At 39.5% G+C, this 13,843-nt stretch carries 17 protein-coding genes; 7 read left to right on the top strand and 10 right to left on the bottom strand.

Annotated features, from left to right (window positions below; all coding sequences use genetic code 11):
• Positions 1-133 precede the first annotated feature (133 nt).
• The 3 genes from VXM68_RS06335 to VXM68_RS06325 all read left to right on the top strand — a co-directional run bounded on the left by VXM68_RS06335 (position 134) and on the right by VXM68_RS06325 (position 4,210).
• On the top strand, positions 134-1,138 hold the full coding sequence (locus tag VXM68_RS06335) for a hypothetical protein (RefSeq protein ID WP_367210788.1): 1,005 nt from the start codon (positions 134-136) through the stop codon (positions 1,136-1,138).
• A 351-nt stretch (positions 1,139-1,489) separates the two neighbouring features.
• Complete coding sequence (locus tag VXM68_RS06330; RefSeq protein WP_367210787.1) at positions 1,490-2,968, top strand: TlpA family protein disulfide reductase; 1,479 nt, start codon at positions 1,490-1,492, stop codon at positions 2,966-2,968.
• A gap of 168 nt (positions 2,969-3,136) precedes the next feature.
• A complete protein-coding gene (locus tag VXM68_RS06325) occupies positions 3,137-4,210 on the top strand; it encodes an AI-2E family transporter (protein ID WP_367210786.1) in 1,074 nt (357 codons plus the stop codon).
• Positions 4,211-4,636: 426 nt separating this feature from the next.
• On the opposite strand, the gene VXM68_RS06320 is transcribed toward VXM68_RS06325, so the two are convergent.
• From VXM68_RS06320 to VXM68_RS06310, 3 genes are read right to left on the bottom strand one after another with little or no spacing between them, the layout of a single operon-like run.
• Positions 4,637-4,915, bottom strand: coding sequence for a hypothetical protein (locus VXM68_RS06320; protein WP_367210785.1), 279 nt, complete (start codon positions 4,913-4,915; stop codon positions 4,637-4,639).
• Positions 4,916-4,940: 25 nt separating this feature from the next.
• The gene (locus tag VXM68_RS06315) at positions 4,941-5,393 is read right to left on the bottom strand and encodes a DUF5675 family protein (RefSeq protein ID WP_367210783.1); all 453 of its coding nucleotides are present in this window, start codon (positions 5,391-5,393) and stop codon (positions 4,941-4,943) included.
• A 3-nt stretch (positions 5,394-5,396) separates the two neighbouring features.
• A complete protein-coding gene (locus VXM68_RS06310) occupies positions 5,397-5,975 on the bottom strand; it encodes a hypothetical protein (RefSeq protein ID WP_312365311.1) in 579 nt (192 codons plus the stop codon).
• Positions 5,976-6,053: 78 nt separating this feature from the next.
• Between VXM68_RS06310 and VXM68_RS06305 the strand changes: the two genes are divergently transcribed.
• Positions 6,054-6,233 carry a hypothetical protein gene (locus tag VXM68_RS06305; RefSeq protein WP_367210782.1) on the top strand — a complete coding sequence of 60 codons (180 nt, stop codon included), beginning with the start codon at positions 6,054-6,056 and terminating at the stop codon, positions 6,231-6,233.
• 93 nt (positions 6,234-6,326) lie between these two features.
• Here the strand turns inward: VXM68_RS06305 and VXM68_RS06300 are convergent, their stop codons facing one another.
• From VXM68_RS06300 to VXM68_RS06280, 5 genes are all read right to left on the bottom strand, one after another.
• The gene (locus tag VXM68_RS06300; protein ID WP_367210781.1) at positions 6,327-6,605 is read right to left on the bottom strand and encodes a hypothetical protein; all 279 of its coding nucleotides are present in this window, start codon (positions 6,603-6,605) and stop codon (positions 6,327-6,329) included.
• 74 nt (positions 6,606-6,679) lie between these two features.
• Entirely contained in the window at positions 6,680-7,453 is a 774-nt protein-coding gene (locus VXM68_RS06295; protein WP_367210780.1) for a LytR/AlgR family response regulator transcription factor, read from the bottom strand.
• Between the two features lie 26 nt (positions 7,454-7,479).
• A complete protein-coding gene (locus tag VXM68_RS06290) occupies positions 7,480-8,508 on the bottom strand; it encodes a hypothetical protein (protein WP_367210779.1) in 1,029 nt (342 codons plus the stop codon).
• Between the two features lie 189 nt (positions 8,509-8,697).
• Positions 8,698-9,615 (bottom strand): hypothetical protein, encoded by a 918-nt coding sequence (locus tag VXM68_RS06285; protein ID WP_367210778.1) that lies wholly within the window; start codon positions 9,613-9,615, stop codon positions 8,698-8,700.
• 85 nt (positions 9,616-9,700) lie between these two features.
• Positions 9,701-9,829, bottom strand: a complete 129-nt coding sequence (locus VXM68_RS06280) for a hypothetical protein (RefSeq protein WP_293956111.1) — start codon at positions 9,827-9,829, stop codon at positions 9,701-9,703.
• Positions 9,830-10,154: 325 nt separating this feature from the next.
• Here VXM68_RS06280 and VXM68_RS06275 point away from each other — a divergent pair, with 325 nt between their 5' ends.
• Entirely contained in the window at positions 10,155-11,126 is a 972-nt protein-coding gene (locus tag VXM68_RS06275) for a helix-turn-helix domain-containing protein (protein ID WP_367210777.1), read from the top strand.
• A 149-nt stretch (positions 11,127-11,275) separates the two neighbouring features.
• Here VXM68_RS06275 and VXM68_RS06270 read toward each other — a convergent pair whose 3' ends face one another.
• Positions 11,276-11,479, bottom strand: coding sequence for a recombinase family protein (locus VXM68_RS06270; protein ID WP_367210776.1), 204 nt, complete (start codon positions 11,477-11,479; stop codon positions 11,276-11,278).
• A gap of 311 nt (positions 11,480-11,790) precedes the next feature.
• Positions 11,791-12,876 (bottom strand): ATP-binding protein, encoded by a 1,086-nt coding sequence (locus tag VXM68_RS06265; protein ID WP_367210775.1) that lies wholly within the window; start codon positions 12,874-12,876, stop codon positions 11,791-11,793.
• A 270-nt stretch (positions 12,877-13,146) separates the two neighbouring features.
• On the opposite strand from VXM68_RS06265, the gene VXM68_RS06260 reads away from it, so the two are divergent.
• Both VXM68_RS06260 and VXM68_RS06255 read left to right on the top strand, forming a co-directional pair.
• Positions 13,147-13,329 carry a hypothetical protein gene (locus VXM68_RS06260; RefSeq protein WP_293956114.1) on the top strand — a complete coding sequence of 61 codons (183 nt, stop codon included), beginning with the start codon at positions 13,147-13,149 and terminating at the stop codon, positions 13,327-13,329.
• A gap of 14 nt (positions 13,330-13,343) precedes the next feature.
• Complete coding sequence (locus VXM68_RS06255) at positions 13,344-13,565, top strand: hypothetical protein (RefSeq protein ID WP_367210774.1); 222 nt, start codon at positions 13,344-13,346, stop codon at positions 13,563-13,565.
• Positions 13,566-13,843 lie beyond the last annotated feature (278 nt).

The raw sequence follows: 13,843 nt of genomic DNA, 5'->3' as shown, positions 1-13,843 counted from the left end.
ACATTTTGTAATATTGTATTACTCAGATAAAGAGCTTGCATGTCTTCACACTCCATATGATGAGTGTATCCGCTGCAAATCATTAAGTTCTTATGTTAAATAATGGATTGATTTAAGATATAAACATATTTTTATGAGTGGATTTAAACAAAGCGAGTTAATCAAATTAGTTGGGCTAGCCTCAACAGATAGCTCTTTGGTACAGTTTTTTGAATATCATGGTTTAGGAAAGTTGCCAAAAACAATTACTAGCAATCAGGGGACAAAAAGCATTATTTGTAAATCATTAAATATATCATTTTGGTTTGCTTACGATATTATTAATGATCATTATCAACCCCCAATTAGCCCTCGTAACGACAATTATAAATTTAAAGCTTACTTATCCAGCATCATTTTCACGCATAGAGAACATTCTGTTAAACATCCTGATCCCAAACCTAAAGATTTTTGGGATGTACTCCCTCCACCGAGCGCATCTCGGGAAGAAACAGAAATGGTAATGGGTCCCCCAGTGCATATTAACGATGATTCCTGGAGTTATAAATTGTCCATAGCGGAAGAAAAAAAACTAGTTTTGAACTATACCAAAAGTTCAAAAAATCAGCTATCCTATAATAGCTGGATATCAATACGTCAAGAGTCAGAAATTGTAAGCCGAGTTTTCTATGATCGCAAGAATGATTTTGAGAACTTTCCTTTTTTAAGACGAGCACACACTTCAATTATCAAATGGTTATTTGACAGCAGGTTTCTACAACTTACTGAGGATGTATATCAGTTGCCCCTAAAAGGAGATACCGAAACAATTTTGGATTTTGTTGAACATCACCTTAAGAGTCATCTTTGGAAAAATCAACTGGCAGCTATTGATCAGCTCGCCAGTTTTTTATATCATATTACTACAAATAGAATACTACAAGATCCTGAAGGTAACCGTGTATCACTTTACATTCGCACTATCATATTAGAGATTTTAAATCAGGCTGAAGTTTTTGAACAGATTTATGAGCAGAATTTTAGCGCCACAGATCAGTTTCTAAATGATATTTTATTTGATGAAACCCTGTATAGCGATATTTCTACCGTTTTAACGGAAAAATTTAAATTATTTCAAAGCTGGAAAGCATCTCGATGATGCTTTCTAGCCCTCCTTCCATATTGCCTTTCTCTTTGCCTACGTTATCAACTTTTTTCAAAAGGATACTCATATCGAAGTTGATGAGTATAGACGAAAATAAATAATTACATCTATAATAGATTTGAGCGATTATAACTATCTTTAAAATTATAAAAGATTATAAATTATACAGCTAGTTTACTCAAATCGCAAAAAATATGCAATTTAATAGTATTATCGATGTTGAGACACGAGACCCTAACTGGACAAAATGGAGAACCCGCTTTATATTGGTGCTGAAGGAACACGTTTTGAGTGGAATGTTAAAAAAAATATCCTCTAAATAATCTCCATATCATGGATAATCGAATGAAAAATAGAACTTGTCTTAAAATACTTTTATGTTCCTTAATTTGCGCCATTACGATTCATGTAAATGCACAAAATAAGTTGGAAAAAAATGGGGAGAGTTTCGGAGAGTCGTATCTTAAACTTGAAATAAGAGGAAACACGAGTAAAGAGCCACGATTTTTCAAATTAACGTTGACTAGTAATTTGACCAGCTATTATGATATCAATATTCCTATTTTGGGAAATGCTGATACGCTCTTAAAAATTCCATCATTTAAGCTGACATCAGCGATTTTGAAAATAGATAGTATCGAGCGATACATATTTCTTCTTCCACATGATTCTACCCAAGTAATTTTTAATTTCAAACCTAGCGCCCCACCTGATATTCAGTATAAGGGCCCCTACAAGACGATATTTCGGGAAACAAAAGTTATACAAAATCTATTTAGAAGCATATTCAACGATAATCATACTTCAGATAAATATGTATTTGAACCTAACACCTATCGCGATAATGCATTGTCTTCAATGAGAGAAAAGATAGATAAGATTAACAATGCTCCTTTAGCTGAAGATTCAAAAAAAAGTTTGCAAAGAACATATGCTACCGTATACGCCCGAATGTTCTTATTGGATCCAAATAATGGGATGTATCTGGATAATGTGAATGCGGGTATGGATAAAGAAAAAGCCAAAATTAAAAATAAAATTAATTTAGACTACTACACCTTCTTGAGGGACCTCGACCTCAATAATAAAGACTACCTACTATCAAACTATTATAATGAATTAACCAAATCCCTTTTGGCTGATAGTGTGCTAAACTTGCCTACTACAGATCATATTTTATTACAAGATTGGATGAATAGGACTGTCGCTATACTAAATCCCTTATTAGGATACTCTCGAGGTTATTTCTATGATATTATGTTAGCAAATGCCTATTTGGATCAAATCGCCAGAAATAAATATCTTTCGGATGAACAAACTAAGGATATTATTGGATATTTTAAAGACAAATCGTTTTCTGATTATATTTTGTACCAAAATAATATCAACACGCTCCGGATTGCTCAGGATACAGGACGAGTTTATGACTGGTCTCGTCTCGACAAGGGGGATTTACTTTCCGAAATCATAAAAAAATATCCAGCTAAAAGTATAGTTATTGATTTTTGGGCCACCTGGTGCGGGCCTTGTATAAGTGCTATGGACAAAATTAAACCGGTAAAAGAAAAATATAAAGATGTCGTCTTTGTCTATATAGCAGACGTATCCTCTCCACGGACTTTGTGGAACAATCAAGTCAAAAGTATAGCAGGATATCATTATTATCTCTCATCAGCACAAATGGAACGACTACAAAAACAAATGAACTTTTCATCGATTCCAACTTATTTAATTTATAATAAGCATGGAAAATTGGAAGATCAGCTAACAGGCTTTCCTGGCGTGCAAAAATTCGAAGAAATTCTGAGAAATTTGCACAACTAAATGATGCCAAACCATCAATTGGTATAGAAAGGCCGTGCGTCCAGTAAGTGCATCAACTAATACCACCTTTTACGATCTATTGAAACAAATCCTAACGGTAGCATGTTATCTGTAGAGGTCACTCTTTATTTCAATCATCCGTATTTCGTAGAAAACAAATTCATTTTTATGCTCAAATTGCCTATGACTTCTATTTACAAAAAAACTGCAGCAGTGTGTATCGTTGTGTTACTTTTTTTGATGATGACCGTTCTATTCGTCAAAGCAACCACGTTGTTACTCTTGCTATTCGGTGGAATACTATTTTCTATACTTTTTCATGCCATCTCTGCCAAAATAAGACAATGGACAGGCTGGCATACCAAGGTATCCCTGTTGCTCGCTATCGTTTGGGTGGTTGTCTTCTGTAGTGGCATATCCTATTTTATTGGCAATACTGCGGTAACCCAATATAAAGAACTTGCTGCCACATTACCCGAAATGATTGACAATTTACAGCGTTACCTTGCCAATACAAACTGGGGCTCTTATCTGATCGACAACATCGACAGTGCCGAAGATCAGATGAATACCATCATTCAGCATCTGCCACAGGTGTTCAGCGGTACCTTTGGCTTTTTTGGAGACCTTTACGCTTTCCTATTTTTAGGCATATTTATTATGATCTCCCCCAGAGAATATATGATCGGCATCCTCAGCCTCTTTCCAGATCAAAACAAGCAAACCGTCGAAACGGTGTTAGATAAAGTAGGTGAGCAACTGAAGATATGGTTGAAAGTACAGCTGTTGGATATGCTCTTTGTTTTTACACTTACCGCGATATCATTGCTTATTTTAGGTATCGACCTTTGGTTAATTTTGGCCTTGATTGCAGGACTGTTGACCTTCATTCCCAATTTAGGTCCAACACTGGCACTCGTACCAGCTGCATTGGTCGGTCTGCTGGATGGCCCCGCAACGGCCTTGTATATTATCGCTATTTTCGTTGGCGTTCAAATGATAGAATCTGCAGTATTCGCACCTTTTGTCCAAAAGAAAATGCTGTCCTTACCGCCTGCTATGGTGCTCTTTTTTCAGTTGTTAATGGGCACACTCACAGGCCCCTTAGGTCTACTATTTGCAACACCCATCTTGGTCGCTATAGTCAATTTTGTCAATGAGATCTATGTCATGAGGGTATTGAAGCAAGAGACAGCAGGCGAGCTGATCGAAGAAATGGAACATCTGAAACAGGAAAATTGATCTGGTTTAAGTATCAGGTAATCTTAGCGCATCAATTTAGTCTCCTTTTTGCCTCAATAAAAGCGTTTGATAGAATTTTGATAACTAGTTACGCTTGGCCATCAAATCTGACGAATGTCATTTTGAACTATGATAAAATTTCCTCTGGTCACTCTTTAAGGAATGAGCTTCATGAATTAATACAATCATTTCCCAATACAGCGATTTACAAAATGAGGTAAGGATACCTGATTTTAAAGGCATAGGCACCTGCTTATGCAGATGCCTAAATTCTATTTCCTCCTGAACATACGATTTAACAACCGGCTCAACAAAAAGCTGGCGAGTGTCCCCACAAGCGCTGTCAATGCACTGTACAGTAGCCCGCCCACTGAAAATGATGCCCAGACCCCACAAACGGTTCCACCAATGGTAGAAAGTTTAATATCACTCCAGCGCATCGGCTCCCCCCTTCCTGCGGTTCCGTTCGACCGCTTTTTTATCCTTATCCAAATCATCGCCCTGTCGGGTCCCGTCCGGCAAATCTGCCGAAGCAGCAGTCTTTTCATTCGCCGCTCTGTCCGTATCTTTTTCCAGAACGGACTCCACAATGCCAAGCCCTAGCGCGATATATTTAACAACATTCAACGCCTTATTTGGCAATTTAACAGGTGCCAGCAGAATTACCTGCAGGACCTTTGCGATTTTATTTACGATTTTTTTCATTGATCTTACGTGTTATTGATCAGCCCTATCGCGAAAACTTATTCTCGATTTTTAAGATGACCTGCCCAATTTTTACCTGTTCAATAATTGTCCTATACAACTGCTTATACGCTTCGGCCGATTGATATACCCCCCAGTCGTCATAACTTTTATGAAAATAGGTTCCGACCAGCAGGCAGCCTTCCGTATCGTCATGCGTATTGCCGATATGGATGTAAACGAGACTGAAATTGGGGATAGCCCTAATCTCGATCATACCTTCGTGCATATTCGGAAAACGCTTTTTGTAAGCGGTATTCATGCCGCCCGTCCTGTTGATCCCGAGTTTGTAGGTTCCCGCGGGAATAGCTGTCCGACCTTTTATCTTTACATCGCGCACGGTGTCCTCAAGACCATAACACTGGAAGGTTCCGTCGATGTAGAGTTCGGACAGGGTACTATTATTCCCCTGCCGAAAACGTTTTAGTGTCAGCTCCATACCTTACGGATTGCCATATACTAATTCATACGTATATTCATGCCCGGGCGTATCCGTCAGTGTAACCCGGTACTTCGCATTTTCGAAATTCGGATTATCGGCCTGCACCTGGTACATCCACGATATCCCTTGTCCGTCCATGTCCTGCGCCATCCCTACCTCCAGCTCCAAGTCATTTGCATCGAAAATCCCGACCTCTACTTTCACCACCTTCATCACGTCCTTCACCATAAACAAGATCTGATCCATGGCGTTGCCTTGATAACCACTATCGTCCCAACGACGAATGACCGGTGCCGTAAAGTAATCTTTAAAGGCTACATTATAGGCCGTCTGATTAATATTTGCCTTGGCCTGATAGGCCGCCTTTAGGTCAGGATCCTGTATCGCCGTACGGGCGTACAACGATGCATCAATAAAGCGATTCTGTACAGCAAGCTGTTTAACTGTGGGTGCTTTCTTATTTTGAAAAGTCGGTCTGCGGGCAATGATTGTCTGATTGCCACGTTGCCGGAATACGAGCATCTTGCCTACTGTCCCCGATGCTCCCTCCATGACGATATTACCTTTTGATTTTGCCATTACGTTTGTTTCTAAATGTTAAATAATCTGTCTATTGTCAAAACGAAGGGCGCCCATCATTGCCTTGACGATACAAATATGCACTCGAAATCAAGCGATGTCAATAGCGTCAGACAGATGCGGGGAAATACGGTTAAATCTGACGGAAAATGTTTAAAAACGGTTAAACAGATGAATCCAACGGTATGTGGCGGCGAGATGCCCCTGGCTTATGTTATCCTTGTGCTTAACAAGGGCTTAGAAAGGGTCATCCTTTAGTTGTTGTAGTATGTTTCTTGTGCGAGGCTAGGGTGAAGCACATAATTGCCCAGATCCGGTCCATATAAAATCCGGGCAATTAGATCTCCTTTGCTATTTCTGCTTTTTGGGGTTTGCCCTGATGTGAGCTGCAATCTCATTTTTAAAGTAATAATCTTTGCCGTCGAGATTGTAAATCGGGAGCTGGCCTTTGATTTGCCCCAATTTAGTATCCCGTATATGCAGCAATGCCTTAAGATCGGTATTATCCAATATTTCCACCGCGCTATCGGCCAGGTGTTGGCTTAAATGCTGCGCTTCCGTGGCGATTACCTGCACAGCCTGTACGAGCTCGCGTAATTCGGATCGAACTTCTTCAAAAAATTTTTCCATAATCTTTGTTTATTTAAACTATCATTCGGTTTATTAATTCAGTTTAATTCATCCCTCCCTACTTATCCGTCTGCTCATTCAAACACGTGCAGCTTCTGCCGAAGTTCCTTGATATAGCTACGGGTCACGGCAAACGAGCGCTGAGGACCCTCACTCATCACAATTTTATTCTTCAAAAAGGAAACAATAAAGTTCATATTGACTAGGGTCGATTGATCCACCTGAACAAATTCGGTTGCCGGTAGAAAATCGACAATTTCTTTTATGGTCTTTTTTGCCTTTCTCGGCACTGGCTTGCCAAACCCATCCAATCGCATATTTCTTTCGAAAAAAGCCAGTTCATTGTCCCCTTTCACTTTCTGCACGAAATAAATATCACTGAACTGTACCCTTTGACACATTTTATCAGACATTTCGATAAAGGCAAATTCAGGTTGTGGCCTAAACGTGAGATTGATCGGAACAGCCAAACGTCGAAAAGCATTTTCTAGCGCCCTACAGACCATCGCAAATGTAGCCGGTTTGGGCATAAAGTCCGCTGCATCCAAACGATAAGAGCGCAGCGAAAACGCTTCATGCTCCGTCACAAATACGACCTCGGGTCTTCTCTTCGCATCAATAGACTCATAAAGATCCATTCCATTGAGCACAGTATCCTCAGCGCTCCGATTCAGCACAATATCCATAAAGAGTACATCATACTTGCTGGAGTGGATTTTTTTCAACGCATCTTTTTTATTATCCGCCACATCAATTAGCAGATCCAAATCTGTTTTTTCTAAAAGAGCTTTTAATTTCTCAGCATCAGGTCGAAAATCTTCAACGATAAGAATAGGAATTATTGGCATACGCTATTATTTTTTAAAATACTCCGTTAAATCGCTTTCCGGTAGTTGTGGAGCAGCGTTAGCTGAACACTAAAAATGGAATGTTGTTCCCGATATTCAATCCGATAGGCTCCGGGCAATACCGCAGCAAATAGTTCCCGAAGCAACTTATTGCCCTCCCCTGTATGCCCTTCTGAGCGCTTTCTGCAGACATAATTGATCATCTGGAAATGCAACTGACCATTTACCCGGGTCCATTCCATGATAATTTGGTCCTGTGTTCCCGGCGGACTGTAGTTCAGCGCATTTTCAAACCACGAGAGCATCGATGCAGCAATGATAGAGCGGCTCCAATCGGTTGCAAGGAGCACTTCTTCCCCCTTAAATAGCATGAGGCGGTCTGTAAAACAGGAGGCCATCACCTTGAGCTGCTTCCATTCTTCAGCAATAGCTACTTTGACTTTTCGGTTTGCTGTCACTGCGATGATATATCGGAATAGTTCCAGTGTATCGTTTCGGTGCAGCAATTTATTCTGCTGCGCGATCTTGATCCATTCTTTCACAAAGTGCTTGGAGAGACGTCCCGCCAGCCTGCCGACCTCCAATTCCATTGTGAGCAATTGAAATCTTAGCCGAAAGGAACAATAGTTATAAACGATATGTACAAGCAAGGCTGTTTCCAGTGCCAATAAATTGCCTATCGCAATACGATTATGAAATTTCATCAAATGGTAATCGGTCAGTTTACCGATAAAAGAAACACCATGCGCCGGGAGCCATGAATAGGTATAATATACCCAAAAGTCCATACTCAGGTAATACCAACCACCAGCCAACAAGACCACGAGCAGCCTGCCATATAAACCGCTCATTTGGAATACTTTTATGGCAAGCCAATAGAGCGTAAATGAAAACAGGTAGGGTCCGGTCAAGGCCAATAGATGTCGCATGGTCAATCGATGCCATACATGAATATTCATTTTGAGCAGCAGCAGCAGCCAGAATCCTGTTCCGATAAAAAATAAGATGTATCTACGCGTGAAAAACTGGGTTATTTTGGGCCGTCTATCTTCCATTATCTCCTCTTTAAAACATTGGCGAAATTATTTTTCCCCCATAATTAATGTACTTTGAACACTTAAATTACAAAAAACAAAACGTAAATAATAAATTAATTAAAAATAATATTTCGCTAAAAGGAAACATCATCCTTATCAAGAAATTATACAGCACCTCATTTACTTGATTTTATACTTTTTACCCTTTCAGCAAATTTCTCGTTTTTTAGTTCGAAAAATTCCCGGTTTTTCACGTCGAAAAAGAAAGCACGCCCGTGTACAGATATAGGCATTACGCACCGGAGCGTATCTTGTAAAAACGACCGTTCTATCCTCAACATCCGGATGATAAATATGAATCAAGGGCCAGTTTTCCCATGCCGTCCAATCCTTCATAACAATCCCAGTGATCACCTTGTTTAATTGTCCCTTAAACCTCTTCATAAACCCGTTAGGTTGCTCCCCTCTTTTACAGTTCAGTCTTTTTAATAAAGCGAGCTTCCACAGGCCATTATTCACATTTTTTTCCATCAGTAGAAAAGAAAGGGGTAATTGAAACCGGAAGGCAAACTGTGTTATACTCGCGTGGAAATACAGTCTACTAGCTGCGACGGGGACCTTTAACAGGGCCCGGGGCTCTTTGGCAGCCAAGCGATTTGCCCCTTCGTCCGCGTCAAGGTATACCAAGACCAAACGCTTTTCATGTAAGTCCGAAAGTACATTTTTGAGCACGGTACGTCTTGAAGCATCGATATAGCGCAGGCTGTCTGCTTCGAGATTGTTATACTGCAGCAGCTGTTCAGTCTCTTTCTCTTCCTTTTTAATAATATTGTGCGAAGCCAATACAGTAATTTTATAGCCTGCCGCAAGCAGATAGCGCGGTATCAGACGGTATGGGCCATAATGAAAAGAGATGACAATGCCGGTAAGATCAGTTGGAAGCATTTCAAGACACGTGGCATCCAGCATTTGGTCCAGTTGGACAGATTCCAGCATCTTGGCAAAAGACTGTCGGTAAGCGCTCCATCTCAGGTAATTTAGTTCAAGATCTTCGACAGTAAATTCCGGAAAAAAATTCCATACGTTGGCAAACCAAAACGGTTTGGTCAATTGGTTATTGTTCATTTAAATTGTGGTTTAAAAAAAATTAGGTTCTTGTTCAATCAGTCAACAGCATCGCCTTCAGGAAGAAAGCGATGCTGAATTAAGGTTACGGTATTTCTACCCAGCATTTTTCATCGTCAACAACATCTCCCATTTCCGGAAATAGCTGCATCATCTGAGACAAAGTCAACCCTAGATTGACGATCTGATCACTTGTCTGCATGTTCTCGTTCATGTTGATTTGAATTAAACACCGGCCTGCAACGATACGGGTCAGGCCACTCCCGTTGGCTGTACATGCACTAAAATTGTATGAGCTAACGATCAAATGTGGCTGAAATCCTTCAAAAAAAGAAAAAGAATGATAGGTTACAAAAAAAGAAAGCAAATTGACAGTGATGAACTAAAGAACAGGGAAAGAGGTCAGATATCCCTTATTTTGTGCATGATTTCCTCAGAAATACGTCATCTATCATTTTTTTAGCTACTTCTCAAACCTCGATTTTACTTTTATAAACATAGATTGAGCCCTTTATAAAACCTGATTAACTGCATATCTAATGATCAAAACGTTTCATTTTATATTGCCCAAGGTGGCCCAATTTACCAGGCAAGTAAAAGCCTTTTCACCTAAGTTGCCCGATTCCCAACTACAGCGCTATGAGGATGCGAACATCCAATTGATAGAAGAATATATTGATTACCATAGCGTTATATTTTATCGCTTGCAGGCTCAGGTGCAAGGAACATTTCACTTGTCCGTGCAAACCAATAAATCCGATTATCATCTGCTGTATAATAGACATTCCGTTTCGACCATTAAAATAGAACATGCAGTAAATAATAGTCACTTGCAGCTGCCTGCTGGATATGATACTTATGCCTACATTCCCAAAGGGAAGATGCAAATGCTTCTGGTGCAGGGAGAATATTTGATCTACGGTGTTCTGGTCGATATAGGATATATCCGGTCAGCCATATTTAAAGAAGACCATTTTCTATTTAAATTCAGTACCGCACATCTCCGCGACAAAAAGCGACTCTATCAAAGTGCAGTATGGCCCATCAAAGAAAAGACAAGCTATCAGCTATCTAGAATTGAAGAGCATTTTTTCAATTATCATAAAGACAATGAAGCTATGGCGGTAAAACTTGTCTATGACCTATTTGATATCGCCATCTACAAAAATTTTGAACACTATGAAAAGATAGATCCCGATCAGTTCCTGGCCGAAAGGGCCAAGAGAATGATTAGGGATCAGGTTATGCAGACTTTTAGCACTTGTTCGATACAGGTTATTGCCGACCAGCTAAAGATTGACATCAGTAAATTGGATAAGTTGTACAAAACCGTCTATGGTGAGACTCCCAGACAGACCTGGAACACGCTTATAATTCAAAAAGCAAAAGATTTACTTCTTGCAGGGCATTCGGTCAAGGAAGTTTCAAACTATTGCGGATATGGGTCCCAGCAGAATTTTTCAGCTTTTTTTCGGAAACAGACCGGCATCTGTCCCAGCGCTTATAAATAAAGAAACATCCCTATCCATCCCACATATTCGGCATTCACCCCTAAAATTAGACCGCTCGTCCCAAAAATGAGTGCTAACATTCAGTAATAAAAATACAACCTCAAAGAAGAGACGGGGCATCATCGCCAAAAAACCATACAACTACGTACCTAAAAATCATACATCCATGATATTGCATTGGGCTTTATGATGATACCTTTTTCACTTAGCGACAATACCAAATCAATAATATGTTTTAGACTTCTACCCAATCGATCAAGTCGCCAAACATACAGTTCATCTCCTTCTCTAAACTGTTCGATCATCTTATCTAACTCAGCGATTCTTTGTCGAGCCTGATATTTTTTCCTCAAAGATTTTCTCGCAACCTGCTTTTTGAAGGGCTTCAATTTGCAAGTCTAAGTTCCAGCATGCTCCGGTATATGCATCTGGCTTATCTTATTTAAACCTTCTTCGAGATACGATAAAATCGGGGGACAGTTCGACACCCGCATCACTCGATGGATGGGGAGTTTTTTTGAGCATAGATCATCTTTAAAATGAAAAGCCACTCCCTTTCGGAAATGGCTCAAAATAAATATCTATAAACTTTAAAAGTATTTGATTACAGTTTTTCGATTTCTTCGATAGAAAGACCGGTGCCTTAAACTCCTGGCGTTCGCGATCAAACTGGAAAAAATAAGCGAACTACGGTACCTTTGTTAAGTTCGCTCGATAAGTGAATCGTCCCACCGATACGTTCCATTAGATGTTTAACCAATGCCAGTCCGATTCCCGTTCCAGCAATCTTGGAAGCATTGCTCGCCCGTTCATTTGTAAGAAAAACCTTCTGCAACTCGTCTTCCGGAATTCCAATACCATTATCTTCGAGATAATATACTACTCCTTTATCAGCTTTTTCACTGTAAATATGCAAAAAAGACTCGCCTGATTTTTTTGCATACTTAACGGCATTACCAATTAGATTTATAAAAACCTGATAAACGATTCCGCCATCCGTATACAAAGGAAATAGATCTCCTAATTTGATTTCTATTTGTTTGTCGGGATATACCAGTTTAATTTCATCAATACAATTCCCTATTTTTTTATCCATTGCCACACACGTGACTTCTTTCTCGGCACTGCGTATCTTGCCAAGCTGCAATGTCTGATTTATAATACTTTCTATATTTTGAATAGATGCCGCAAAGGCTTCAAACCACCTTTCACTTACCTTAACCGAAACACCCACATTTTTGCTCAGAAAACTATTCCCGATTTTCAAAACAGACAATGGATTTTTTAGATCATGTGCCAATGTGCTAGCGAGCACGTCCAATTCGCGGCTAAACATAAGTTGCTCTTGCTTTTCTTCCACATTTTTGTAAGCAAGATGTCGGTCAGTCACATCGCTTGCCGTATGCAAAATAGCATAGGTTTCCCCCTCCTTGTCAAGCAATGGCCTATATTCAAAATTAAAATACCGCAGTGTCTTCGTCCCTTCATGAACAATATTTGCGGGTGTATTCTCAGCCTGATAGACAATTCCTGTTTTCCATACGTTTTTCAAAATAGATGAAAAACCTTCTTCTTTAAAATTAGGAAAGCATGCACAAAAACTACGCCCCAGAATGGACCGATCCACACACCAGATATCCAGCATACCTTGGCTAACAAAAGCAATATTTAGGTCTATGCTATCATAAATTGCAATCGCACTATGGGACTGCTCTAGAATAGACACCAGAAGATTAGCTGTAATTTTCATCTACACTAATTTAATCATAATATTTTACAACTGATAAATCAATAACGGAAAATCCGAAAAACAAAAGCTAATCACGAAGTTGACCTGATGCATCTTGACAGAGAAAGCTTCGACCCCATGATGTCCCCAGAAAAGATTATGAAGTACATTGAATCTCTTTACGACCTTGCCGATTTCTTCTGGACACGCTTTTTTCTTTGATGCAGTAAACTACATCTTTTTCAACAACAATGCCGGTAGATTCGAATAGCTTTGAACGATAATGGATACATGGATGAACATATCCCAATTGTTCTATTTGACCGGGATCCGGTCGAAGGTGTGGATTTTGTCGGAACCAACAACAAGGAAGCAATGATTGAAGCTTGTATGCATCTATATGATAAGGGTTTCGTCAGATTGGATTTGTTACACTCGAATCTACACAAAGCCAAATGCATGAACGATTATTAAATTACCAAGAGACGATGGAAAAATTAGCTGTTGACCCTAAAGTAGCCTTTACGATCACCGCCATACGTCAGCCCTTGGAGGAACTAAGTAACAACATTATAAAATTATTGCTAAAGCAGATAGAAAAACCAACAAAAGATAATGCTAGTCATGTAGTGTTACCCTCTGTGATAAAAGCAAGAAAGTCATCTGAAAGAAAAAGCAATAATCTTCTGCCAATCGGTCGCAACAACTGATCGGCCGAACAGTGCGTGCCCCCTAGTTCGATACATAAAATTATATTCTCAATACTAGACATTGGTTATAAGTTGGTTATTAATAATCCCGTATCTAAGCAAAACCCGGTTTTGCCTAGATAATGTGAAGAAAACACTTATATTTGAAAATCAAATTTTTAATGTAAATTTTTATCTTCCATCCGTCTTACATCCTCCCTTAAGTTTAGCGGTAGCCCCTATTTTGTATGTGCCGTAAAAAAACTTTTAAAACGGAAGATAGATTTTAGGTGTTCTCC

This window comes from Sphingobacterium sp. R2 (assembly GCF_040760075.1).
GTDB lineage: Bacteria > Bacteroidota > Bacteroidia > Sphingobacteriales > Sphingobacteriaceae > Sphingobacterium.
Note: the sequence above shows the minus strand (reverse complement) of the source record. Positions and strands in the feature narration are given on the sequence as shown.